This window comes from Luteimonas galliterrae (genome assembly GCF_023374055.1).
Lineage (GTDB): Bacteria > Pseudomonadota > Gammaproteobacteria > Xanthomonadales > Xanthomonadaceae > Luteimonas_C > Luteimonas_C galliterrae.
On the sequence record NZ_JAMBEP010000001.1, the window covers coordinates 2241552 to 2265631 of the forward strand.

Sequence of the window (24080 nt, forward strand, 5' to 3'; positions counted from 1 at the left end):
CACGCCGCGCACACCCTGGCTGGGCAATAATGGCCGCCGACGAAGCAGGGAACCCCCGCCATGAACGCATCCACTCTCCTCCGCGCCGGTGCGCTGTCGGCCGCCCTGCTGCTCGGCGCCTGCGCCACCTTCGCCGGCGGCGACGCCAGCGTGCCGATACCCGCCGATGCGCAGCGCAGCATGCATACCGAGCCCAATGGCGACGTGATCGAGGAATACCGCGTCGCCGGCCGCCTGCATACGGTCAAAGTGACGCCCGCGCGCGGCCCCACCTACTACCTGACCGATGCGGACGGCGACGGCCAGATAGACAACAACAAGCAGGACGGCATCTCGCCGGTGTACTTCAAACTCTTCAGTTTCTGACCATGACCGATATCGAGATCCGGCCGTTGGCCGATGCGGCCGCGCTGCGCGGCGCCTGGCCCGTGGCGCAGCAGTTGCGTCCGCACCTGAACGAGGAAGGCTTCGTCGCGCAGGCCTTGCGCCAGTTCGGCGAGGGCTTCCGCGCCACGGCGCTGTACGACGCAGGCATCGCCCGCGCCTACGCCGGTTGGCGCGTGCACGAGAACCTCGTGTACGGCAAGCATATGTACGTGGACGATCTGGTCACCGACCAGACCGTGCGCAGCCGTGGTTATGGCAAGCAGCTGCTCGATTGGCTGAAGGACGAAGCGCGGCGCCAGGGCTGCGCGAAATTGCAGCTGGATTCGGGCACGCACCGCAAGGACGCGCATGCCTTCTATTTGCGCGAAGGGCTGCGGATCGAGGCGTTCCACTTCGGCATACCGCTTTAGCCGGGCCGGAGGGCCGATACGCGCGCAAACGCGAATTGGCTCCTTCCGGCATGGCCGAGGCATTGGCTATCCTTAATGCGCGGCGGACACGCGGAGAACGGCATGCTTGCGATTGCGGCACGAAACGCGACCTTACTGGTTGGCTTGCTGTTCGCCCCCGCGGCCATCGCCGCGGAAATGTCGCTGCGCGAATCGGTCATGCATCCGCTGCCGCTGGCGGAAGTACCGGCAATGCGCGAAATCGCCGACCAGACTTATCTGGATGCGGCCAAGCCCGATCACGCCTACGACCTGTATCTGCCCGACAGCAAGGCGCCGCGTCCACTGGTATTGATGATCCACGGCGGTGCGCCCGCCGTATCCGGGCTGCGCAAATCGCCACTATTTCGCAGCTGGGCGCTGCAGATAGCGTCACGCAGCGGCGCCGCGGTGGCCGTGATCGGATGGGACGGCGACAAGCGCCTCACCGGCCAGATCGATACCGCCTACGCGCACATCAAGTCGCGCGCCGGCGAATACGGCATCGATGCCGCGCGGCCCTGCATCCTGACTTTCTCCGCCGGCGTGGCGGCGGTGGTGCCGCATGCGCTGCGCAGCGCGACGATCGCGCCGCGTTGCATCGTCGGCCTATATGGCGATTGGCAGCCGGCGATGAAGGCGTTGCCCGACGTTAAAAATGTGCGCGGGCTGCCGATCCTAGTCGTGCGCGCCGGTCGCGACGAGATCGTTCCGGACACCAGCGCGCCGGCTTTCGTCGCGGCCGCGCAGGCCGCAGGCGCCGATGTGGAGGTGCTACGGCATCCGCAGGGGCTGCACGTGTTCGAGATACGCAATCCCGGTGCGGATACGACTCGGATACTCGAGGCCACGCTCGATTTCCTGCGCGTCAACACACGAGCGCGCGGGCGGCCTGAACCCCGCAAAAACAACGGATGACATAGCAAGACCCGGATATCGACGCGCGCCACGCGTCGCTACATTGCCTGCACACCTTCCTAGCAACAGGAGCAGGCCATGAACACGATCTACCGCACCCAACTCGCTGTCGCCACCCAGAACGATCCGCGCTGGGCATCCGTCGTCTCGCGCGACGCTCAGGCCGACGGCAGCTTCTATTACTCTGTCGCAAGCTCCGGCGTGTATTGCCGGCCTTCCTGCGCTGCCCGTCTGGCTCGACCGGAAAACGTGCGTTTCCACACCAACACGCAAGCCGCGGAACAGGCCGGTTTTCGCGCCTGCAAACGCTGCAAGCCCGATCGCTACGCAGCGGACGCGGAACAAGCACCGCAAACGCCGCAGAAGATCGCTTTTTCGATCGGCGTAAGCGCTATCGGCCGTGTGTTGGTCGCACGCAGCGAACGCGGCGTTTGCGCGATCCTTCTGGGCGACGACGACAACGCACTGGCCAGCCAACTGCAGCAACGCTTCGCAAACAGCGAATTGACCCGCGACGACGTCAGCTTGCAACTGGTGCTCGCTCAGGTCGCCGGTTTCGTCGACCAACCGCAGGGCGATCTCGATGTGCCGCTGGATGCGCACGGCAGCGACTTCCAGCAGCGCGTATGGCAGGCCTTGCGCAGCATTCCGGCGGGCGCCACGGCGAGCTACACGGACATCGCGCAACGCATCGGATCGCCGCACGCGGTGCGTGCCGTGGCCGCGGCTTGCGCAGCGAATCCGCTGGCTGTGGTCATCCCCTGCCATCGCGTGATCAAGCGCGACGGCAGCCTGTCGGGCTTTCGCTGGGGCGTGGAGCGCAAGCGCGCGCTGCTGGCACGCGAAGCGCAGGCATGAATGCGAACGCTGTCGTAACTCCCGGCGCGCGCCGCGATATCGCGGCGCGCGTTCGGGGCATGGATTGGGATCGTGTCGGCACCGATCTCGACGCGCAGGGCAACGCACTGCTGCCGCAGCTTCTCACGCCCGAGGAATGCACGGCGCTGGCCGGACTGTACGGCCAGGACGAACGCTTCCGCAGCCGCGTGGTGATGGCCCGGCACGGTTTCGGCCGCGGCGAATACCGGTACTTCGCTTATCCATTGCCGGAATCGATCGCGGCGCTGCGGACCCGTCTTTATCCGCTACTGGCTCCGATCGCCAACCGCTGGAACCGGACGATGGGCATCGATGCGCGTTATCCGGACCGGCACGATGAATTCATCGCGCGCTGCCACGACGCCGGCCAGACGCGGCCCACGCCCTTGCTGCTGCAGTACGGGATGGACGACTACAACTGCTTGCATCAGGACCTGTACGGCGAACACGTATTTCCGCTGCAGGTCGCGATACTGCTGTCGCAACCGGGCGAGGACTTCAGCGGCGGCGAATTCGTGCTGACCGAACAGCGTCCGCGCATGCAGTCGCGCGTGGACGTGGTGCCGCTGCGGCGGGGCGACGGCGTCGTCTTCGCCGTTCACCAGCGCCCGGTACGCGGCGCGCGCGGTGCGTACCGCGTCAACATGCGGCATGGCGTGAGCCGCGTGCGCGCGGGCCATCGGCACACCTTGGGCGTGATATTCCACGATGCGGCCTGAGTTCCGCGCATCGATCTGGAACGGCTTTCACATCCTTTAGCGCCGCGGTTGGCCACACTGCGCCGGTCCCACCGATGCGGGCGCCCCATGTTCGGACGCGAACGCCGCCGCCAGACCGAAAACCGCGATGCCGCCGCGCTGCGCGCCGGCCTCACGCCGCAACAGCTCTCGGCCCTGGAAACGCTCGAGCAGTTCCAGTGGACCTTGCGCTTCGTGCGCCGGCCGATGTTCATGGAACCCATCCCCGTGGTCGTGGACCGCACCGGCAAGCGGCATGCCGTGCTCAGGGCGGACGGCACGCTGGACGAGAGCCCGGATTTCAAGGTCCGCGATTAGCCCGCGCGGAGTTCGGCGCTCAAGCGCCGACGAACGCCCGCACGATCTCGTCGGCGCCGCGCCGCGACCAGGTTTCGTTGATCGCGATCTCCACCCGGGCCTCGCGCGGCTCGCGCATATGGATGTCGGCTTGGCGCAGGCGATCGACCAGTCCTGCGCTCCGCTCCGGCGCGATCTGCAAGAACTGGATGTTGCTGCCGTGCTCCACCGGCTGCACCGTAAACCCGCCGGCCGCCGCCAACCCCGCGAACACGCTCTCGGCATTGCGCCTGGCCGCGATAAAACGCGTTTCGAACCCCTCCAAGGCATGCAGCGCCGGCAATGCCGCGGGCCAGCCCTGATAGATCGTAGAGCCGAAGATATGGCGCAGATCGCGGATCTTGGCGATCGTTTCCTTGTCGCCGGCGAGCACCGCGCCGAACGGCGCGCCCAGGTATTTGTACAGCGACACGTAAACCGTATCGAACAAGGCGCTATACGCCTTGACGTCGAAGCCGGGCGTGCCATAGGCCAGCAGCAGGCGCGCGCCGTCCAGATGCATGCCGATCTTCTTGGACCGCGCCAGCTGCGAGATCGCCCGCGCGGTCTCGAACGGCACCATCGCACCGTCGGCGCGGCGCACCGGGCTTTCCAGCGAAATCGCGCCGACGCGCAGCGGATACGGGCCATTCTCGGCCTCGTCGATGGCCGCCTTCACTTCTTCCAGCGTCGGCGCGGCGCGGCCTTTGGCCAGCGGCACCAGGTGCAGGCCGTTGAGCGTGGACGCGGCGTTGCTCTCGTCCAGATATAGATGGCTGTCGTGTTGCACCAGCGCATGCCGGTTCTCGCCGCAGAGCACGCGCACGGCCAGGTTGTTGGCCAACGTGCCGGTGGGCAGGAAGGCGGCGTCCTGTTTGCCCAACAAGGCCGCGAAACGCGCTTCAAGTGTGTGCACCGCGCCTTCGGCCAGGTAGCTGTCGCGTACATCCGGTGTGGCATCCACCAATTGCTGCAGATGGCGCACCCAGTCCTGCGCCTTCTGCGGCACCGCGTCACCCATCAGCATCACGCTGCGCTCGGTGAGCGCCGGCCGCGGCCGAGCCGCAGCGGGCGCGGCTTGCGCTGCAGCGGCGAGCGCATCGAAGTTCAACATCATCAGGCCGGCCGGCAGCGTGGCGGCGAGCAGGCGGCGGCGCGACGGGTCGGTGCAGCGGGCTTCGAAGGTCATGGCGGTGCGCTCGGTTCCGGATCGGAAGACGTTGAGGCCCTACTGTGCCAGTCGCCAGTGTCGGTCGTCATCCCGGCGTAGGTTGGGGTGAAACCCCCACATCGCCCTTCTGTAAAACACCGTTGAGTTCAGATCACGGACTTTCCTAGCAGCATCCACATGCGGCATCACGATGGGTATCGCTGCGCTCAACCTATACTGCCTCGCTACGGGTTGTGATCGCCTCCGTTACCAATCATAGAGGAAAGCAGGAAGACTACTGTTCTCGATCGTTCTTACAGCTTTTCGGCAATCTGCGGTACTCCGCGCTAGCCCAATACACGCGTTGTTCAACCACGGTCACTCCTCCAACCACCCCTGCATTTATTGAGGCGATTAGCCCTCGACGGCATCCTTTGACCGACAAAATTCCATCTTTCCCGATGCCGTCGCTGAGTATCAAATACTTCTCTTTTTGAAGGTTGGCCCGGTGTTCTGAAGCTATCTCGCCGGTAGTCAAATTAGACTCACATTCCGTAACGAGTACCCGTTGGACAGGCGACATGATTTTCTTCGGTTTCGAAGATGCGGTATTGCAGAAGCCAACTTCATATAAATTCGCGTACTCGCCCTCAATAACGCCTACTGCAACCGCGCTTTTCTGGGCGTCTAAATAATCTAGTATCGCAAGCGCTGCGATTGTCGCGATGAATAGTGCGGCGGCGAGCGAGAGAATTATTCTAATCATCTACCACTCAAAATTGTAGTCAAAACCAGATACCGTCAAATCGCCTCTAGCGCCCACGCCTACGCCACCAAAAACCGTTTTGCTGCCTGAAGGATAACTAACGCTCGTTCCACCACCAACTCCATAGTAGCCGGATATAGTCGACCCTGCGCCTCGTAGCGTTTCATTGATGTCCTCTTCAGTCTGCAACTTATTGCTTTCCGTCTCGCAAACGTATCCGACATTTATACTTGCAGAAGGAGATTTAAATGGATTCTTACCGGACGGAATCAAGTTTTTTGAAAGGGATATCCCAAGGAAGCTCTTGCCATACTTCGTAAGGGAGTATGTCCCTGAGAAATGGAGGTAACTTACGCTTATGTTTATAAAGTCTGGCGAACCGTAAAAACGCGCCACTGCCGTTGCTTCAGACGCCCTCGCCTGATTCACCATTCCTTGCGCATTGCGCGGATCGAACAACCCAAACGGATCAATGCCGATGATTGGATTGCTATCCACGTAGGCATACGTATTCATGCCACCAGCAAGCCCGATCGGGTCACTCTGCAAATACCGCCCCAGCCGCGTATCGTAGTCCCGGAATCCGTTGTACCAATTCCCCGTCTCGGCATCGTAGTGCTGCCCTGGGAAGCCCAGGTTGAGGCCACCAATGCTGTCCTGCGTCACCGTTCTGTCGAAGGCGTAGTTGCTTGCCCGCCAGACCACGCTCTTGGCGCTGTTGGTGGCGATCTCCGGCCGCCCGAGTTGATCGTTATGCAAGTAATACAGTTGGCTGCCGCGAACCAAGGCGATCGGCTCGCTGCCCAGGCGCAGATAATGAGTCCAGCCCAGGCCATTCCAGTCATACTCCATGACTAGCGAGCCATCCGGACTGTAGCCGTATCCATTCGCCTTAGGCGCACCTTGGGTCTTGTACGTGCGCTGGCCTAGCGCATTCACCCAATAAGTCGTCGTCACGCCGCCGCGAGTGGCCTGGGTCAAGCGGTTGAACGGGTTGTAGACGTATGACGCATCGCCTGCAACGGTGATGTTGCCGTTGTCGTCGACCGAGATGAGTTTCGCCCGTGGCCCTGTGATCCCGTTCAACTGGTTGCTATCGAGGGGAACTCCATACGTGTCAGTGGCGCCGCCCCAGGTATGACTGCTGCGATTGCCATTTGCGTCGTATTGGAAGCTTTGCGTCGCATTGGTCGCCGAAACCGACGTCAGCCGCGATAGCTGATCGTAGTTGAAGGTCTGAGTCAGGCTGGCGTTGATCGCGTTCGTGATGGCCTTGATGTTGTCGTTGGCGTCGTAACCGAACGTCAGGCTTTGGATCGGCGTGGCGCCGTTGAGCGTGCTGATGCCTTTGATGCGGCCATCGGTGTCGGCGTTGTAGTTGCGCTGAAGGCCATTGCCGTAGGTCAACCCGGTCACCGGACCGAAGGGTCGATAAGTCAGATTGCTGACCACCGTTTTTGTGGATCCGCCGAAGGTCGTCGTCATCTTGTCCAGCCGGCCGTAAGCGTAGCTGTAGCCGACGCTGACGCTGTTGGGGTAAGCGACACTGGTCACCCGGCCCAGGCCGTCGTAGGTGAAGGTTTGGTCCCAGCCAACGCTGCTGCCGACGGCCTGTTTCTGCGAGGCCAACCAGCCATGCGGGGTATAGGCGTAATCCAGGGTGCCCTTCGGATCCACCACCCGGCACAGCAGGCCCAAGCCGTAGCTGCAGGTATCGTAGACGAAGCTGTGGACCAGACCGCCGGCGGTGATGGTGGTAGGTCGGCCCAGGGCATCGTAGCCGTACGTGGTTTGCGCGCCATCGGCGCGAGTCATCGAGGTGCGTTGACCGTCGGCGTTGTAGGCAAACGTCGTGATGCCGGTGTCCGGACTGATCTGCGACCACAGCTGGCCCAAGCCGTCGTAGCTGTAAGTGGTGACGCTGCCCTTCGGGTCGGCAACCGTCTTCACGTTGCCTAGCGCGTCGTAGCTCATGAACGTGTTGCCGGTCTTCGCATCGATGATGCGGACGACGCGGCGATGCCGGTCATGGGCATACGTCGTTTCATAGTTCAACGAATCGGTGACCTTCACCAGATCGCCGTTCTGGTTGTATTGGTAGCGAATGTTCTGGCCGTTGTTGCCGCGCCTGGCCTTGACGAAGCCGCCTTCGTCGTAGTCGATGAAAGTACTGGTCAGAATGACTTCCTCGCGCGGCGGCGCGGTCGGACCGGGGTCCGGTGGATCGGGAATGCAGTCCGGATATGGATAGCAAATGTTCGGGTGCATCGTGCCATCGTCCACCGCCACAGCGTTGGTGTCGGTGGCCTGCCCCGAGGATTCGGGCGTGTACTCGACGCCTGTTTCGATCTTGGTGATCTGGCTGGCCAAATTGTAGGTGAAGCGCTGGAAGCCGATCGGCGGCGGCGGCGGTGCGTTTACGCCGACGGCTACATTGGTGGTATTCGGGCCGATCCAGGCAACGCCTTCGCGCAGCATCCGCCACTGAAAATTATGCATGCCAACTGTTGCTGGTGCGGTGACGTTGAAATTGAAAGTCGCCGTCACGCCCGGCGCTATCGTCGATGGAAGCGCAGCGCGCGTCGTGCCCCACGTAGCGACATTATTGACGGAGCCGAGTTTGTAGTTATTGGCTGTTGTCCATGTGGTCGTACCGGTGTTCTTCATGGTGACAGTAACCGGATACGTTTTACCCGTGGTCATGGAAGCAGGCACGGACTGGCTGACGAATGTCGCGCCATCCGTCGGCGCGGCTTGAACCGCAATCTGCACGTTGGGCGTGAATACCCCGAACCAAGCTACGCCGTCGCGCACCATTCGCCATTGGAAATTGTAAGCGCCGGCTGTGCTGGGCGCGGTGACGTTGAAGCTGAAAGTCGCGGTCTGTTGCGGTGCAATCGATGTCGTCAACTCATCGCGATGAAGACCCCATGTCGTGTTGTCGAGAGGATTGGCCGAACCAAGCTTGTAATTGTTGGCCGTGGTCCAGGTCGCGGTGCCGGTGTTGGTCATCCTGATGGTGACAGGATATGTCTGCCCAGCCACCATCGTTGCCGGAACCGTCTGATCAACGAAGCTTGCAGCATTGGCGGGCGGCGTCGGCGGGTCGGGATCCAACTCGCAATCGGGCTGCGGGTGGCAGGACATTGGACCCATTTCACCGGTTCCCGAAATATCGCCTCCAGCGGTCAAACCATCGAAGCCGCCCACAAACCCGACCGACGAGCTGGCACCGGTCAGGGTCTGCATCGAAGCCAGCACCGATTCCGGTTCAACTCTGAATATGTTGATCAGCCGATCGTAGTTGTCGTACTCGTAGTTGGTGACGACGTCGTCTGGTGCCTTTCTCGTCTGCAAGCGGCCGCGGTTGTCGTAGGTATTGGTCGTTGTCTGCCAGGCGCCATTGACATAGAGCTTCTCGGTCAGCACTTGGCCGCGGGCGTTGTACGTGTAGTAAACGCTGCCGCTGTTGGGATTGGTGATCTGACCGGGTTGACCGAGCTCGTTATAGCCAGCGTAAACCGTCTTTATCGTCTTGGCGTCGATAACCTGGCGCTGTTCCAGCAGATTACCGGCGGTGTCATAGGTGTAGACGATGGCATCGCCCGATCCCGCGATCGGGCCATCCACCGTCATGGTGGCTACCATCCCGCTTGGATGGAGCGTGTACGCGTAGGCCGTAGCCTGAACGCTGTTGGTAAGCCCCACGGACGTCATCAGGTTCTTGACCGAAACCGATTTCAACAGTCGTGCCCGGGCGTCGCCATCGGGATAGTAGTCGTAGCTAGTTTCGTTGACCGGTTGGCTTGTATTGCCAATGGTTTTGATCGAAAGCAAGCGGTTGTTCTGAGACGGATCCCAAACGAATTGGGTGATCTGCTGCTGACCGGTCTCGCCGGCCGGGCCTATACCAACGATTTTTTGCGTGATGTTTCCGTCGGCATTATAGGTGTAGTCGGTTTTTACGCCGTACGCATCGGTCTCATCGTCCGGGTTGCCGTTGACGTCGTACGTTGTATCGGTACCCCCAGCCAGACACGTCGGACTTGCGGGACGATCTACTGCAATAACACGTTTGCTGCCGCTGAAGTCGGCAGTCAAATAGCGGGTAGTCTGGCCTAGCGCATTGCGCACATCGGTATAGCCCGCGCCGTAGGTGAATGTGCTCTTTTCGACATTGTTTTCCAGCCCGGACCAGGCAGCTCGTCCGTCGGTGCCGTAAGCATAACGGGAATAGCGCACGCTATTGATCGAAATGCCTGTCAATCCGCCTGGTTGTGCGGAATCTTCGTAATGGTAAGTGCGGACACCTAGATTGTCCGGATAAATGACGCTAGCGAGATAGCCTGCTGCGTTATAGCTGTACGCATACGTCTTTGTATTCGGCGCAATGATGGATGCGACTTTGCTACCGCTCCATGTCAACTGGATCGCGCGACCCGAAGTATGGGTGACTGTCGACAATTGGTTACTGGCATTGTAGCCATAGGTAAGGCCGATGTTACGTTCATTCTTGATCGTGAGAGGGCGGCCATGCGCATCATAGGTCTGCTGCTCGCCGCCTTTGGTGGTCAACTTCCAGCCGGAACCGTTAGGAACGATGATGCGACCTCCGCCATCGCGCCAAAGACCACTCGTGTCTTTGGTGAACACCGTGGCGAAACCGTTGGTGCGATTGGCGAAGATTTTGGTCAAAGGCTGCCCGCTTGCCGCGCACGAAACAACCGTATCCAAGCGCCCATGGCATTGAGATCCGCCGTAGTCGAAACTCAGCGTGTATTCGAGGGTGGACGACCACTTTTTGCCGAATATGCCTAGGCGATCCAGCGATTTGTCGTAGAACCTGTTGACGACCAATGGCATGGCATCCGGCGGGACAAGAAAGTCCAGCTCGGTCAGAATCTTGTTGCCGGTTGCGATAACGACGGGCTTGGCTGTAGTTTCGCAAGGCTCCTTTACGTTCTGTACCTGTACGTTGCGCGACACCTGAGATGAAGATCTCGGGCCGCCGCTGCCATTACCGAAGTTGGAATCCCATATTTTCGGCTCTCTCCCGCTGTGGGAAAGAAATTCGTAGTCGCCGGAATCAAGCTCCTGCCAACATCTCCCTCCAGTGACCGTGCAATTACCTTCTGGGCCACTCGCCGAGCAATTGCCAGTACTCTCTTCGCATATAGTGCGCAGCGCATTAGCCGCGAGCGGCCATGTCATCGCCGGCAAACAGATCAGCGGAAACACAAGGTAACGAAGCCGCGCAACAAGCGCCGGCTGCCTAGCCGTAAAGTCCATTTACTTCCCCTGTCCCTAAGACTGTGCCGATAGTCGAGTGACGCCCCGGGCGGATATTCTAGTTTGGCTTGGTTTGCGTCAACTCCTGCTTGTGATAAGCCAGAACATATCCTGGCAAACCCATGATCTATAAGCGTTTCTGATATTGATGCGGACTACCTCACTGCATGCAGTAGTGCTCACGCAGGCTGCAGGTTGGCATACGCCAGCACCAGCCATTTGCTCCCCACCTCATCGAAATTCACCTGCACACGCGCATGCGCGCCATTGCCCTCGATGTCGGTGACGGTGCCGCTGCCGAACTTAGCGTGGGTGACGTTTTGCCCCAGCCGGATGCCGGGCGACGCGTCGACCACGGCGTGGCCGTAGTCGCGCGGCGGGCGCGGCGCGTACAGGGGGCGCGATACTTGCACGCGCGGACGCACTTCGTGCAGCAGCGACGGCGGGATCTCGCGCAGGAAGCGCGACGGCAGGCCGTACATGTCCTGACCGTGCAGGCGGCGCGCTTCGGCGTAGCTGAGGATCAGCTTCTGGCGCGCGCGGGTGATGCCGACGTAGGCCAGGCGGCGTTCTTCCTCCAAGCGTCCGCTCTCTTCGATCGAACGGTTGTTGGGGAACAGGCCCTCTTCCATGCCGGCGAGAAAAACGAGCGGGAATTCCAGGCCCTTGGCGCTGTGCAGCGTCATCAACTGGACGCCGTCCTCGCCGGCCTGGGTCTGGCCTTCGCCGGCTTCGAGCGCGGCATAGGCGAGGAAGGCGATCAGCTCGGACATGTCGGCGGCTTCTTCGTCGTCGTCGCGGCGGACGAAACGCGAGGCGACGGAGACGAGTTCGTCCAGGTTGTCGGTGCGCGAATCGAGCTGGCCTTTCGACTCGTTGGCGTAATGCATGCGCAGGCCCGATCGCAGCAGCACGTGGTCGATCTTGTCCTGCAGGCTGAGGTCGTGCACTTCGCCGGACAAGGTATCGATCAAGGCATGAAACGTCGCCAGCGCATTGCGCGCGCGCCCCGCCAGCACGTTCTCGCGAACGACGCGCAGCGCGGCTTCCCATAGCGAGACGCTGTCGGCGCGGGCGCGGCGGCGCACTTCGTCGAGGGTGCGTTCGCCGATGCCGCGGGTGGGCGTGTTGACGGCGCGCTCGAAGGCCGCGTCGTCGGCGCGGTTGGCGATCAGGCGCAGGTAGGCCAGCGTGTCCTTGATTTCGGCGCGCTCGAAGAAGCGCACGCCGCCGTAGACGCGGTACGGGATCTGTTCCGCGAGCAGGTTCTCTTCGAACGCGCGCGACTGCGCGTTGCTGCGGTAGAGGATGGCGCAATCGCCGTAGCTGCCGCCGTCGCGGACCCACTGGCCGATGCGTTCGATCACGAAACGCGCTTCGTCGACTTCGTTGTAGGCGGCGTACAGGTCGACCGGATCGCCCTCGCCGCTATCGGTCCACAACTGCTTGCCCAGGCGCGCCGGGTTGTGCGCGATCACCGCGTTGGCGGCGTTGAGGATGTTGGCGCTGGAGCGGTAGTTCTGCTCCAGCCGGAAAGTCTGCGCGTCCGGATAGTCCTGCAGGAATTTCTGCACGTTCTCCACTTTCGCGCCGCGCCAGCCGTAGATGGCCTGGTCGTCGTCGCCGACCACGAACACGTGGCCCGTGTCGCCGGCGAGCACGCGCACGAACGCGTACTGGATGCTGTTGGTGTCCTGGAACTCGTCGATCAGCAATTCGCCGAAGCGTTGCCGGTAGTGCGCGAGCAGCGCCGGATTGTCGCGCAGCAGTTCGTGCGCGCGCAGCAGCAGTTCGGCGAAATCGACCAGGCCGGCGCGGTCGCAGCGTTCCTGGTACAGCGCGTAGCTGCGCAGCATGACGCCGGCCCATTCGTCGCCGCCTTCGGCCTGGATGTGCTGCGGGCGGCGGCCTTCGTCCTTCTGCGCGTTGATCCACCAGGCGATCTGGCGCGGCGGGAAGCGCGCCTCGTCCAATTCCAATTGCTGCACTACGCGCTTGACCAACCGCAGCTGGTCGTCGCTGTCGAGCACCTGGAAGCCTTCGGGCAATTTCGCGTCCTGCCAGTGCAGGCGCAGCAGGCGATGCGCCAGGCCGTGGAAAGTGCCGATCCACAAACCGCGGCTGCCATTGCGCAGCAGCGCATCGGCGCGCGCGCGCATCTCGCCGGCGGCCTTGTTGGTGAAGGTGACCGCGAAGATGCCGTGCGCGGGCACCCGGTGCACCTCGTTCAACCAGGCGATGCGGTGGGTCAGTACGCGGGTCTTGCCCGAACCGGCGCCGGCCAGGACCAGGTAATGGCCGGGCGGTGCGGTGACGGCCTCGCGTTGGGCGGGGTTGAGGCCGTCCAGCAAATAAGAAACATCCATGCCGGCATTTTACGTGAGCCGGCTTCACGGAACCTTAGCCGGGGTGCGGCATCCAATCCCGGGATGGATCTGCGTCCCCTCCTGCCCCTGCTGCTGCTCGCCAGCGCCGCCGCGCTCGCGCAGGATGCGGACGAGCGCGTGCTGCGGGCGGGCGATACGGCGCTGCGGGTGGAGGTGGTCGAGGTCCCCGACCGCGCGCGCGCCGAGCTGCTGCAGCGCTGGATCGCCGAAACCACCGCCGCGCCGCTGTCGGTGTTCGGCCGCTTCCCGCTGCGCGATGCGCAAGTGCGGATCAAGCAGATCGACAGCGACGACCGCAGCCCGGTGCCCTGGGGCCAGACTTTGCGCAGCGACGGCGTGGCGGTGCTGCTGTTCGTGCGCCGCGACGCGTCGCTGCAGCAATTGCGCGACGACTGGACCGCGGTGCACGAACTCTCGCACCTGTTCCACCCTTACCTGGGCGACCGCGGCCGCTGGCTGGCCGAAGGCTTGGCGAGCTATTACCAGAACGTGCTGCGCGCGCGGATCGGCGTGCTGGACGGGGACGAAGCGTGGCGACGGCTAGAAGGCGGCTTCCAGCGCGGCCGCAAGGCGCTCTCCGGCGTGCCGTTGGACGAATTGGGCCGGCGCCGCGGCGGCACGATGCGCGTGTACTGGGCCGGCGCGGCGTTCTGGCTGGAAGCGGATCTGGCTTTGCGCAAACAGCCGGGCCGTTCGTTGGATACGGTGCTGGCGGCGTATTCGGCGTGCTGTCTGGGCGACGGCACGGCGTTGGTCGAGCCTGAAGCATTCATGGCGGAATTGGACCGGATCGCGGGTGGCGATATTTTCGCCAGCCGGTATCGGAGGTATGCGGCTGCGAAGGAATTTCCCTTGCTCGATGCGGCTTATCGCGAGCTGGGGATTGGGGCCGCGGATGGACGGCTGGTTTTCTCGCGCGGCGACGCAGGCTCGCGTTTGCGCGAGGCGGTCATGACGGGGCGTGGACGCGGTGCGGATGTGAGCGCAGCACGGTGAGCTATGTTTTCAAGCCGTCATTCCCGCGAAGGCGGGAATCCAGTGACTCGCTTTAGCCCTCTCCCGCTTGCGGGAGAGGGTTGGGTGAGGGCGCACGGTATGGCAGGTAGTGCCGTCGTTATCTGGTGGCAGCGTTAAAGTCACTGGATTCCCGCCTTCGCGGGAATGACGGCTCAAAAGCAACGGCGGCCCATCTAAGAGCTCGCAGCTAAAGCCGCTCTTACTAAGAGCCGACTTAGTGTGCGTGGGCCTGCTCGCGCTTGCTAGAAGTGCCGGTCATCAACTTGTCGGTGTAGGCGATGCCGATCGCCGACAGGATGAAGACGCAGTGGATGATGGTCTGCCACATCACGCCGACGCTGGTCGCGGTGGTGCAACGCAGCTTGGAGGCGGTGGCGGCGGCCGCCTCGCTCATCGCAGCGAATTCGGGCGAGGTGCAGACCGGCAGGCCCAGCGAGCCGGCTTCGATGAAGGTCTTGAGCAGGTGGATCGACGAGATGCCGATGATCGCCATCGCCAGCTTCACCTTCAGCACCGAAGCGTTGACGTGGCTGAGCCATTCGGGTTGGTCCGGATGGCCCTGCAGGCCCAGCCGCGACACGAAGGTCTCGTAGCCGCCGACGATCACCATCACCAGCAGGTTGGAGATCATCACCACGTCGATCAGGCCCAGCACGATCAGCATGATGCCCTGCTCGTCGAGACTGTTGGCGCCGTGAATCAGATGCCAGAGTTCCTTGACGAACAGGAACACGTACACGCCCTGCGCAACGATCAATCCCAGGTACAAGGGCAATTGCAGCCAGCGCGAGCTGAAGATGAGCGCGGGCAGCGGATTCAGGCGGGGCGAACGGACGTCGGTCATGCGGGCCGGAATAAGGACGAAGACAGCGCGCAGGGTAGCGGCCCGCGATGACGCTGCCAAGCGCAACACAGCATTGCGCGCAGCGCGGCGGGGTCCGCGCTACAGTCCCGGCACCCCACACGCGAAGGCGCGGATATGATCGAACTGCATTACTGGCCTACGCCCAACGGCCACAAGATCCCGATTTTCCTCGAGGAGGCCGGCCTGGAATACGTCATCAAGCCGGTCGACATCGGCAAGGGCGACCAGTTCCGGCCCGAATACCTGGCCATTTCGCCCAACAACAAGATGCCGGCGATGGTCGACACGGCGCCTGCGGACGGCGGCGCGCCGATCAGCGTGTTCGAGTCCGGCGCGATCCTGGTCTACCTGGCCGACAAGACCGGCCGCTTCCTGCCGCAGGATCTGCGCGGCCGCAACGCGGTGCTGGAATGGCTGTTCTGGCAGGTCGGCGGATTGGGACCCATGAACGGCCAGTACGGCCATTTCACCGTGTACGCGCCGGAGAAGATTCCCTACGCGATCGATCGTTACACCCAGGAAGCGCACCGGTTGCTGAGCGTGCTCGACAAACGGCTCGGGGGCCGCGAATTCGTCGCCGGCGAGTACAGCATCGCCGACATGGCCATCCACCCGTGGATCAACGCCTACAAGAAGGCGCCGCTGGATCTGGAACCGTACGCGGAAGTGCGGCGCTGGCACGCGGCGATCGACGCGCGTCCGGCGGTGCGGCGCGCGTACGCGCTGACCGAAAAGGTGAATCCGAATGCGGGCGCGCCGCTGACCGAGGAGGAGCGCAAGCACCTGTTCGGGCAGGGCCCGAGGTAATCGCCGCTTTGTAGAGCGGGCTTGCCCCACTGCTCACGCTCTTCGCTAGGTGCGGCTTTTTTGTGGGAGCGGCTTTTGTGGGAGCGGCTTTAGCCGCGAGCTCTGAGTCGCTTCATCGCGGCTCGAAAAGCTCGCGGCTGAAGCGGCTCCCACGAAAAGCGCCGTGCCATGTTGGATCAACCGCGACGGCGAGTTCGCGCCCTCACCCAACCCTCTCCCGCTTCGCAGGAGAGGGCTTTGAGCGCAGCGCTCAGGGCGCCGGCATCTTCAACGCGTATTCCTTCGGCGGCTCGGCGCCGAGCAGGTTGCGCACGAAGTAATCCCAGCGCCGGCGCGTCATGTACAGCGAGTCTTCGCCGTAGCCGTGGCGCGCGTTCGGGAACAGGATCAGATCGAAGTCCTTGTTGGCCTTGACCAGGGCATCGACCACCAGCCAGGTGTTGTACGGCGGCACGTTGTCGTCCATGTTGCCGTGCGCCAGCAGCAGCTTGCCTTTCAGGTCCTTGGCGTATTTCTGGTTGGCGTGCGCGTCGTAGTTGTCGGTGCCGTCCTTGTTCTTGACCAGCAGGCCCTGCCACTTCTCGGCCCAGTCGTCCTCGTACATGCGGTTGTCGTGGTTGCCGCTTTCGGCGATGCCGACCTTGAAGAAATCCGGGTACTTGAACATCGCCGTCGCGGTGGCGTTGCCGCCGCCGGAATGGCCCCAGATGCCGGCGCGCGACAGGTCGATCCACGGATGGCGCTGCGCCAGCTGCTTCATGCCCGCCACCTGGTCGGGCAGCGTGTTGTCGATGATGTTGGCGAAGTAGGCGTCGTGGAACGCCTTGGAGCGGTACGGCGTGCCCATGCCGTCGATGGCGACGACGATGAAGCCCAGTTCGGCCAGCGCCTGATGGTCGCCGCGCGCCGGCGAGAAGCCGCGGCGGCCCACCGAACCGACCTGCGGGCCGGGATACACGTAGTTGATGATCGGATACTTCTTCGACGGATCGAAGTCGGACGGCTTGAACATCAAACCGTACAGATCGGTCTTGCCGTCGCGCGCCTTGACCGTGAAATCTTCCGGCGGCGCCCAACCGGCCGCCTTCAGGCGCGCGATGTCGGCGCGTGCGATTTCCTTCACCACTTTGCCGTCGGCGCTGTCGCGCAACACCGACGCCGGCGGCGCGGCCGTGGTCGAATAGGTGTCGACGAAATAGCGGCCGTCTTCGGACATCTTGATGCGGTGCTCGGCGTTCTCCGGGGTCAGCAGGGTCAGGTCCTTGCCGTCGATGCCGACCTTGTAGAAGTGCTTGAAATAAGGATCGCGGCCGGCTTCCCGGCCGGTGCCGGTGAACCAGATCGCGCCGGCCTTCTCGTCCACGCGCATCACTTCGGCGACGTTCCAGTCGCCCTGCGTGATCGCATGCTTCAGCTTGCCGGTGGACAGGTCGTACAGATACAGATGGCCCCAGTTGCTGCGCTGGCTCCACCACAGCACCGCATTGCTTTCGGGCAGGTAGCGCCAGTTGATCGCGTCGATGCCGCTCTCGAACCAGGTCTTCGCTTTCTCGTTGAACACGTCGCGCACCGCGCCGGTAGCGGCGTCGGCGACGCGCAGCCAGGCCTGCTTGTGGTCGCGCGAGCTCGAAGCGAACGCCAGGGTCTTGCCGTCCGGCGCCCACTGCACGTCTTCCCAGCCGCCGAAGCAGCTGACGTCGTCGCACTGGGTGGAGCGGTGCTGGTCGGGCGGCATCTTCAGGCGCACGACCTTGGCGGCGTCGACGTCGATGATCACGCGCTCGATCATCGTGATGTCCTTGTCGCCCACCAGCGGATATTTCCAGGTTTCGACTTTGGGATGGCCGAGGTTGGTGCCGACCAGGGTCATTTCGCCGGTCTTGCGCTGGTCCTGCTGGAAGGTGGCGATCTGCTTGGAATCGGGCGACCAGACCAGGATCGCGCGGTCGCTGTGCGTCCAGCCGGCGTTGTCGGTGGCGTAGCCGTAATCCTTCACGCCGTCGCGGGTGAGTTGGGTTTCCTTGCCGCCGGCGACGTCGCGCACCCACAGGTTCCAGTCGCGGATGAAGGCTTCGCGCTTCTTGTCCGGCGAGCGCACGCCCGGGCCGTCGTTCTTGGCGTCGCCGGATTTCTCCTTACCGTCCTTGGCGACGCAGGTGCCACGGCCTTTCAGGTCGCACAGGTAACTGCCGCTGCGCAGGGAGATGTCGTAACGGCCGTCGGCGGCGATCTCGTAACCGGTGACCGGCAGTTTTTCGGCCTTCACCGGCTTACCGGTGGCTTTGCCCAAGGCCTTGGCCAGCTTGGCCTGGTCGAAGGCCGGCGCGATATTGCCGGTGGCCACATCCATTTGCAGGAAGCGGTCGCCCTTGGCGTCGTGGTCGCGATACCAGAGCTTGCCGTTGTCGAGCCAGTTCGGATCCACAGCATGGTCGACCAGCGGCGCGGTGTTGTACGCGAGCTTGCGCTCGGCGCGGGCGTAATCGTCTTTGGTCAAGGCTTTGGTCTGCGCGACGGCGACCGTCGCGAACAAGGCCAAGGCCAATGCGCCGAGCAGGCGCGGTCGGATACCCACTGTCGTCGAAACCATGCTGTCCCCTACGAGTCGAAGCCGGCGGCCACCCGGGCTGCCGCAAGAGTCCGCATGCTAACCCGACGTTCCGGCGGGCGCCCCTGCCGGATGTCCCGTCCGCGCTCAGGTCACCCGCGCCAGCATCCTTCGCGAGCCGATCAGCCGCGCCCAACGCGTGCCCAGGTCGGTGCAGCAGACATAGGCCGCTTCGCCGGCGATCCGCCACAGCGTGCCCGGCGACCAGCGCAGGCGGGTTTCCGCTGCGCACAATTCCCAGTCGAAACCGAGCTGGCGCGCGAACAGCGCGCAGCGGGCCAGGTGATAGCGGCTGCTGAGCAGGGTGACGCGGCCCATGCCGGCTTGCGGCGCCTGCGCCAGCATCTGGCGAGCGTTGCGCAGGTTCTGCAGCGTGTCGCGCGAGCCGGCTTCCAGTTGCAGCGGCGCATCGGCGGCGATGCCGCGCGCCCACAACGCGGCGCGGGCCACTTCCGCCTCGCTGGCCACGCCGGGCGGGCCGCCGCCCAGCAGCACCAGCGTGCGCGGTGAGCGTTCATGCCAAAGCCGGGCGGCGCGTTCCAGGCGGGCGTCGAAATCGCGGTCGATCCTGCCGCGCGGCGAATGCTTGCCGAACAGCAGCACGCATCGCGCGTGCTCGGGCGCGCAGGGCGCATTGCGCGCCACCCGCAGCACGTGCACGAAATAGGCGACGTACACCAGGCCGGCGCTGAACACGCAGGCGGCCGTGCTGACCGCCATCGCATGCAATACGTCGGGGTCGCTGAACAAGCGGAAGCGGTGGGCGGTTCGGCTGGACATTCGGCGGGCAAACTGGACCGAGGAGTTTAGTTTAGCGATGCGAAGAGACGGTTGTGCGACGCTCGCTATACTCCGCGGCCACGACCAACGGAGCCGCAAGTGCCGCCGATCCAGCCGCTGGCCATCCGCGCTTACACCGCCACCACCGCGCTCGGCCGCGGCCGCGATGCCCAAGCCGATGCGCTGCGCGAACGCCGCAGCGGCCTGCGCCGCAACGATTTCGGCAAGGACCCGCTGGACACCTGGATCGGCCGCGTCGACGGCCTGGAAGCGGCGGCGCTGCCCGCGGCGCAGGCGCCCTGGGACTGCCGCAACAACCGCCTGGCCTGGCTGGCGCTGCAGCAGGACGGCGTGATCGACGCCGTCGAAACGCTCAAGCGCCGCCATGGCGCCGACCGCATCGCCGTGGTGCTGGGCACATCGACCGCCAGCATCGGCGCAACCGAAGAAGCCTACGAACGGCTGGACGCGGAAAACCGCTTTCCCGCGGACCTGGCACGGCCGCGCGTGCACACGCCGCATTCGCTGGGCGGCTTCGTGCTGGAGGCGCTGCGACTCGACGGACCTTGCGTGACCGTGGCCACCGCCTGTTCTTCCAGCGCGAAAGTGTTCGCCCAGGCGTCGCGCCTGATCGATGCCGGCCTGGCCGATGCGGCGCTGGTCGGCGGCGTCGATACCTTGTGCGGCAGCGTGCTGTTCGGATTCAACTCGCTGGAATTGGTTTCCGCGCAGCCGTGCCGGCCGTTCGACGCCGCACGCAACGGCTTGTCGCTGGGCGAAGCCGGCGGCTTCGCGGTGCTGGAACGCGCGGCGGCCGGAGAATCCGGATTGCAGTTGCGTGGCTACGGCGAATCCAGCGATGCGCACCACATGTCGGCGCCGCATCCCGAGGGCCTGGGCGCGCAGCTGGCGATGCGCGACGCCTTGGCGCGCGCGGGCATCGATGCCGCGCAGGTCGGTTATCTGAACCTGCACGGCACCGCTACGCCGGCCAACGACACGATCGAAGCGCACGCGGTGGCCGCATTGTTTCCGTCGACATTGCATGCCAGTTCCACCAAGGGCTGGACCGGCCATACGCTGGGCGCGGCGGGCATCGTCGAATCGGTGTTCGCGCTGCTGGCGCTCGAGCGCGGCCTGCTGCCTGGCATCCTCAACAGCGGTGCGCCCGATCCGAACAACGGACCGCAGATCCGCTTCGGCAATGCCGAACGCGAGATCGATTACGCGATGAACAATTCGTTCGGCTTCGGCGGCAACAACTGTTCGCTGGTGTTCGGGCGCGCATGAAGACGACGAACCGGCGCTTCGTAGGAACGGCTTTAGCCGCGAGCTTTTGCGACACGGCGGCGACCTTGAAGAGCTCGCGGCTAAAGCCGCTCTTACGAAGGGCACTGCCCTGATGAGCATGCTTTCGGCTTCCATCGAAGGCATTGGCTTCTGGAGCAATGGCCTGCCCTCGTGGCAGGCCGCGCGCGATTTCGCGCGCGACGGGACGCTGCCCGAAGGCGCGCCGGCGCGCCCGTCGCCGCAACTGCTGCCGCCGAACGAGCGCCGCCGCGCGCCCGATACCGTCGCGGTGGCGCTGGACGTCGCGCTCGCCGCGTGCCAGGCCGCAGGCCGCGATCCGAAAACGCTGCCGTCGGTGTTCGCCTCCACCCACGGCGATCTGGGCATCACCGATTACATGGCCGCGACCCTGGCCAGCGATCCGCGCGCGATCTCGCCGATCCGCTTCCACAATTCCGTGCACAACGCCGCCGCCGGCTACTGGACCATCGGCGCCGGCTGCATGGCGCCGACCACCGCGATCTCGTCCTTCGACGCCAGTTTCGCGCAAGGCCTGCTGGAAGCGCTGGCGCAGCTGGCGGCCGGCAGCGAAGCGGTATTGCTGGTCGGCTACGACAGCGCCGCCACCGGGGCGCTGACCTCGGTATGGAGCAGCACCGGGTTGCTGGGCGGCGCGCTGCTGCTGTCGGCGCCGCGTTCAGGCGCGCTTCGGCTGGGGGCGAGCCTAGCCGCAGGCGAACCGCCGCCCGCGCGAGGACCGTTGGCGCGGCGGGCCGGCGGCAATGCCATGGCGCCGATGCTGCCCCTGTTCGACGCGCTGGCCTTAGACGCTCCGCACACGGCCGATTCGGTGATACTCAAGGCCGGACCCGGGCGCGTGCTGCGGGTGGAGCTGGCCGATGCTTGACCGCAACCACGTCGCCGTCGTGATCCCCGCGCTGAACGAATCACTGCGGATCCGCGAAGTGGTGCAAGGCGCGCTCGCGCAATGCCCGCACGTGATCGTCGTCGACGACGGCTCCGACGACGGCACGGCCGACTGCGTTTCCGATCTGCCGGTCACGCTGCTGCGCCATGCGCGGCGCATGGGCAAGGGCGCCTCGCTGCGCGACGGTTTCCGCGAAGCGTTGCGCCAGGGCCACGCTGGCGTACTGACCATGGACGGCGACGGCCAGCATTCCGCCGCAGACCTGCCGCGCCTGCTCGACGCCGCCAACCGCCATCCCGGCTGCATCGTGATCGGCGCGCGTCTGCGCAAGCGTTCGCAACAACCCACCTACCGGCGCCTGGCCAACGAATTCGGCGACTGGGGCGTGGCCTGGGGCACCGGTTACCAGATCGCCGACAGCCAGAGCGGACAGCGCTTCTATCCGGCCGCGGTCGCCGCGCTGGAGCGCGTGCCCGGCGAGGATTTCGTGTTCGAAGCGCAGATCCTGATCTCGGCCGCGCAGCAGCTGGGCACGCGCTGCGTGTCGGTGCCGATAGAATCGCGCTACAAGACCGTGCACGGCGGCGAGCAGTTCCGCGCCAGCCATTTCAAGCCGGTGCGCGATTTCACCCGCATCACTTCGCATATCGTCCTGCAATGTGTGAAGCGCGGCGGCATCCCTGCGATGTACCGCCGCATCCGCGCCAACCCGCCGGTGATCGACGACCCCAGCGGCGAATTCGGCACCGCTTTCGAACCGGGACTGACGACAGCGAGACGGATATGAGCCGCACGAGCGATGTCGCGATCCTCGGCGGCGGACTGGCCGGGCTGACCCTGGCGATCCAGCTGAAGCAACGCGATCCATCGCTCGCAGTCGCGGTGATAGAGCGGCGCAGCCATCCGGTGCGCGAAGCGGCGTTCAAAGTGGGCGAATCGACCGTGGAAATCGGCGCCCACTATTTCGCTCATGTGCTCGGCTTCCGCGAACACCTGGAAACGCGGCAGATCCGCAAATTCGGTTTCCGCTTCTTCTTTTCAGAAGGCCGCAACGATATCGACCGCTGCACCGAACTGGGCGTCAGCCAGTTGTTGCCGACGCCGTCGTGGCAGCTCGACCGCGGCCGCTTCGAGAATTTCCTCGGCGAGCAGGCGCGCGGCCTGGGCGTGGATTTCGTCGACGGCGCGACCGTGCGCGGCATCGCGTTCGGCGAAGGCGAGCAGCCGCATACGGTGAGTTTCGAAGCCGCGCGCGGCAGCGATGCGATCGCCGCGCGCTGGCTGGTGGACGCCAGCGGCCGCGCCGGCTTGATCAAGCGCAAGCTGGATCTCGCCCAAGCCAACGACCACGATGCCAACGCGGTGTGGTGGCGCGTGGACGGCTTCGTCGATCCCAACCAGTGGTCGGCGGACGCCGATTGGCTGCGGCGCTGCGATCCGCCGGACCGCTGGCGCTCGACCAACCACATGTGCGGCCCCGGCTACTGGTTCTGGCTGATACCGCTGGCGTCCGGCGCGCATTCGCTGGGCATCGTCTGCGACGCCAAGATGCATCCGCTGGAAACGATGAACACCTTCGACAAAGCGATGGCATGGCTGTACGAACACCAGCCGCAGGTCGCCGCGTCCGTGGACAAGCCCGAACACAAGCTGCAGGACTTCCTGTTCTTCCGCCATTTCTCGTACGGCTGCAAACAGGTGTTCTCCGGCGGGCGTTGGGCCCTGACCGGCGAAGCGGGATTGTTCCTGGACCCGTTCTATTCGCCCGGCAGCGATTTCATCGCGATCAGCAACACCTATATCTGCGAGCTGATCGGCAAGGACCGCGCCGGCGATGATTTCGCGCCTTACGCGGCGATCTACCAGCAGCTGTATTTCTCGTTCTATGAGAACACGCTGTCGCTCTACCAGGATCAGTACCCGCTGTTCGGCGATGCGCAGGTGATGCCGGTCAAGGTGATCTGGGACTACACCTTCTACTGGGCGCTGCTGGCGCCGCTGTTCTTCGCCGGCCGGATCGCCGATCTGCGCATGCTGGGCCGTCTGAAGGCGGAATTCGCGCAGGGCCGCGCGCTCAACCGAAGCGTGCAGGCCCTGCTGCACGAATGGGGCGGGCGCAATGCCGGGCCATTGACGCCGGACCTGCGGATGCTGGACCAGTACGGCATCGACTGGTTCCACGAGATGAACCGCGCGTTGAACGATACGCTCGACGACGATGCTTTCGCGGACCGCATTCGCGCCAACGTGGCGCGCATGGGTTGGCTGGCCAGGGAACTGCTGGCGCACGCACGGCAGGCGCATGCCGATATCGGCGATCATGGGCTCGACGCGCTGCTTGGGGCCGCGACCGCGGAACCGCCGTCGTTGGCGCCGAAATGGTATGCGGAGATTGAACCTCAAACCGTCATCCCAGCGAACGCTGGGACCCGCTTTGCTGTTGCTGTGCCGTAATACCGAGAAGCCAAAAAACAAATCAAAATGGGCCCCAGCGTTCGCTGGGATGAC

At 64.2% G+C, this 24080-nt stretch carries 19 protein-coding genes; 12 read left to right on the forward strand and 7 right to left on the reverse strand.

Annotated features, from left to right (window positions below; genetic code table 11):
• The first annotated feature begins 60 nt into the window (after positions 1 to 60).
• The 6 genes from M2650_RS10235 (at position 61) to M2650_RS10260 (ending at position 3667) form a co-directional block, all read left to right on the forward strand.
• On the forward strand, positions 61 to 366 hold the full coding sequence (locus M2650_RS10235) for a DUF2782 domain-containing protein (RefSeq protein WP_249473897.1): 306 nt from the start codon (positions 61 to 63) through the stop codon (positions 364 to 366).
• A 2-nt stretch (positions 367 to 368) separates the two neighbouring features.
• On the forward strand, positions 369 to 797 hold the full coding sequence (locus M2650_RS10240; RefSeq protein ID WP_249473899.1) for a GNAT family N-acetyltransferase: 429 nt from the start codon (positions 369 to 371) through the stop codon (positions 795 to 797).
• A gap of 102 nt (positions 798 to 899) precedes the next feature.
• Complete coding sequence (locus tag M2650_RS10245; protein WP_249473902.1) at positions 900 to 1733, forward strand: alpha/beta hydrolase; 834 nt, start codon at positions 900 to 902, stop codon at positions 1731 to 1733.
• Positions 1734 to 1811: 78 nt separating this feature from the next.
• Entirely contained in the window at positions 1812 to 2591 is a 780-nt protein-coding gene (locus tag M2650_RS10250; protein ID WP_249473906.1) for a methylated-DNA--[protein]-cysteine S-methyltransferase, read from the forward strand.
• The gene (locus M2650_RS10255; protein WP_249473908.1) at positions 2588 to 3331 is read left to right on the forward strand and encodes a 2OG-Fe(II) oxygenase; all 744 of its coding nucleotides are present in this window, start codon (positions 2588 to 2590) and stop codon (positions 3329 to 3331) included. Before M2650_RS10250 ends, M2650_RS10255 begins: the two co-directional genes overlap by 4 nt.
• Before the next feature lie 87 nt (positions 3332 to 3418).
• Positions 3419 to 3667, forward strand: a complete 249-nt coding sequence (locus M2650_RS10260; RefSeq protein ID WP_249473911.1) for a hypothetical protein — start codon at positions 3419 to 3421, stop codon at positions 3665 to 3667.
• A 19-nt stretch (positions 3668 to 3686) separates the two neighbouring features.
• Here the strand turns inward: M2650_RS10260 and M2650_RS10265 are convergent, their stop codons facing one another.
• From M2650_RS10265 to uvrD, 4 genes are all read right to left on the reverse strand, one after another.
• Positions 3687 to 4874, reverse strand: a complete 1188-nt coding sequence (locus M2650_RS10265) for a threonine aldolase family protein (RefSeq protein ID WP_249473913.1) — start codon at positions 4872 to 4874, stop codon at positions 3687 to 3689.
• Between the two features lie 256 nt (positions 4875 to 5130).
• Positions 5131 to 5601 carry a hypothetical protein gene (locus M2650_RS10270; RefSeq protein WP_249473916.1) on the reverse strand — a complete coding sequence of 157 codons (471 nt, stop codon included), beginning with the start codon at positions 5599 to 5601 and terminating at the stop codon, positions 5131 to 5133.
• Complete coding sequence (locus M2650_RS10275; RefSeq protein WP_249473919.1) at positions 5602 to 10890, reverse strand: RHS repeat-associated core domain-containing protein; 5289 nt, start codon at positions 10888 to 10890, stop codon at positions 5602 to 5604.
• A 179-nt stretch (positions 10891 to 11069) separates the two neighbouring features.
• A complete protein-coding gene (uvrD, locus tag M2650_RS10280; RefSeq protein WP_249473921.1) occupies positions 11070 to 13256 on the reverse strand; it encodes a DNA helicase II in 2187 nt (728 codons plus the stop codon).
• A gap of 63 nt (positions 13257 to 13319) precedes the next feature.
• Between uvrD and M2650_RS10285 the strand changes: the two genes are divergently transcribed.
• Entirely contained in the window at positions 13320 to 14273 is a 954-nt protein-coding gene (locus M2650_RS10285; RefSeq protein ID WP_249473924.1) for a M61 metallopeptidase family protein, read from the forward strand.
• Between the two features lie 235 nt (positions 14274 to 14508).
• Here M2650_RS10285 and M2650_RS10290 read toward each other — a convergent pair whose 3' ends face one another.
• Complete coding sequence (locus M2650_RS10290) at positions 14509 to 15138, reverse strand: TIGR00645 family protein (protein WP_249473928.1); 630 nt, start codon at positions 15136 to 15138, stop codon at positions 14509 to 14511.
• A gap of 135 nt (positions 15139 to 15273) precedes the next feature.
• Between M2650_RS10290 and M2650_RS10295 the strand changes: the two genes are divergently transcribed.
• The gene (locus M2650_RS10295) at positions 15274 to 15966 is read left to right on the forward strand and encodes a glutathione S-transferase N-terminal domain-containing protein (RefSeq protein WP_249473930.1); all 693 of its coding nucleotides are present in this window, start codon (positions 15274 to 15276) and stop codon (positions 15964 to 15966) included.
• A 250-nt stretch (positions 15967 to 16216) separates the two neighbouring features.
• Here M2650_RS10295 and M2650_RS10300 read toward each other — a convergent pair whose 3' ends face one another.
• On the reverse strand, positions 16217 to 18556 hold the full coding sequence (locus tag M2650_RS10300; protein ID WP_249473931.1) for a S9 family peptidase: 2340 nt from the start codon (positions 18554 to 18556) through the stop codon (positions 16217 to 16219).
• 105 nt (positions 18557 to 18661) lie between these two features.
• Positions 18662 to 19354: a YdcF family protein gene (locus tag M2650_RS10305; protein ID WP_249473934.1), complete on the reverse strand. Its 693-nt coding sequence runs from the start codon at positions 19352 to 19354 to the stop codon at positions 18662 to 18664.
• Positions 19355 to 19462: 108 nt separating this feature from the next.
• On the opposite strand from M2650_RS10305, the gene M2650_RS10310 reads away from it, so the two are divergent.
• The 4 genes from M2650_RS10310 (at position 19463) to M2650_RS10325 (ending at position 24026) form a co-directional block, all read left to right on the forward strand.
• Positions 19463 to 20644: a beta-ketoacyl-[acyl-carrier-protein] synthase family protein gene (locus M2650_RS10310; RefSeq protein WP_249474377.1), complete on the forward strand. Its 1182-nt coding sequence runs from the start codon at positions 19463 to 19465 to the stop codon at positions 20642 to 20644.
• A 118-nt stretch (positions 20645 to 20762) separates the two neighbouring features.
• Positions 20763 to 21551, forward strand: coding sequence for a beta-ketoacyl synthase chain length factor (locus tag M2650_RS10315; RefSeq protein ID WP_249474379.1), 789 nt, complete (start codon positions 20763 to 20765; stop codon positions 21549 to 21551).
• Positions 21544 to 22359, forward strand: a complete 816-nt coding sequence (locus M2650_RS10320; protein ID WP_249473935.1) for a glycosyltransferase family 2 protein — start codon at positions 21544 to 21546, stop codon at positions 22357 to 22359. Before M2650_RS10315 ends, M2650_RS10320 begins: the two co-directional genes overlap by 8 nt.
• A complete protein-coding gene (locus M2650_RS10325) occupies positions 22356 to 24026 on the forward strand; it encodes an NAD(P)/FAD-dependent oxidoreductase (protein ID WP_249473938.1) in 1671 nt (556 codons plus the stop codon). The genes M2650_RS10320 and M2650_RS10325 overlap by 4 nt, the downstream gene beginning before the upstream one ends.
• Positions 24027 to 24080: the final 54 nt, after the last annotated feature.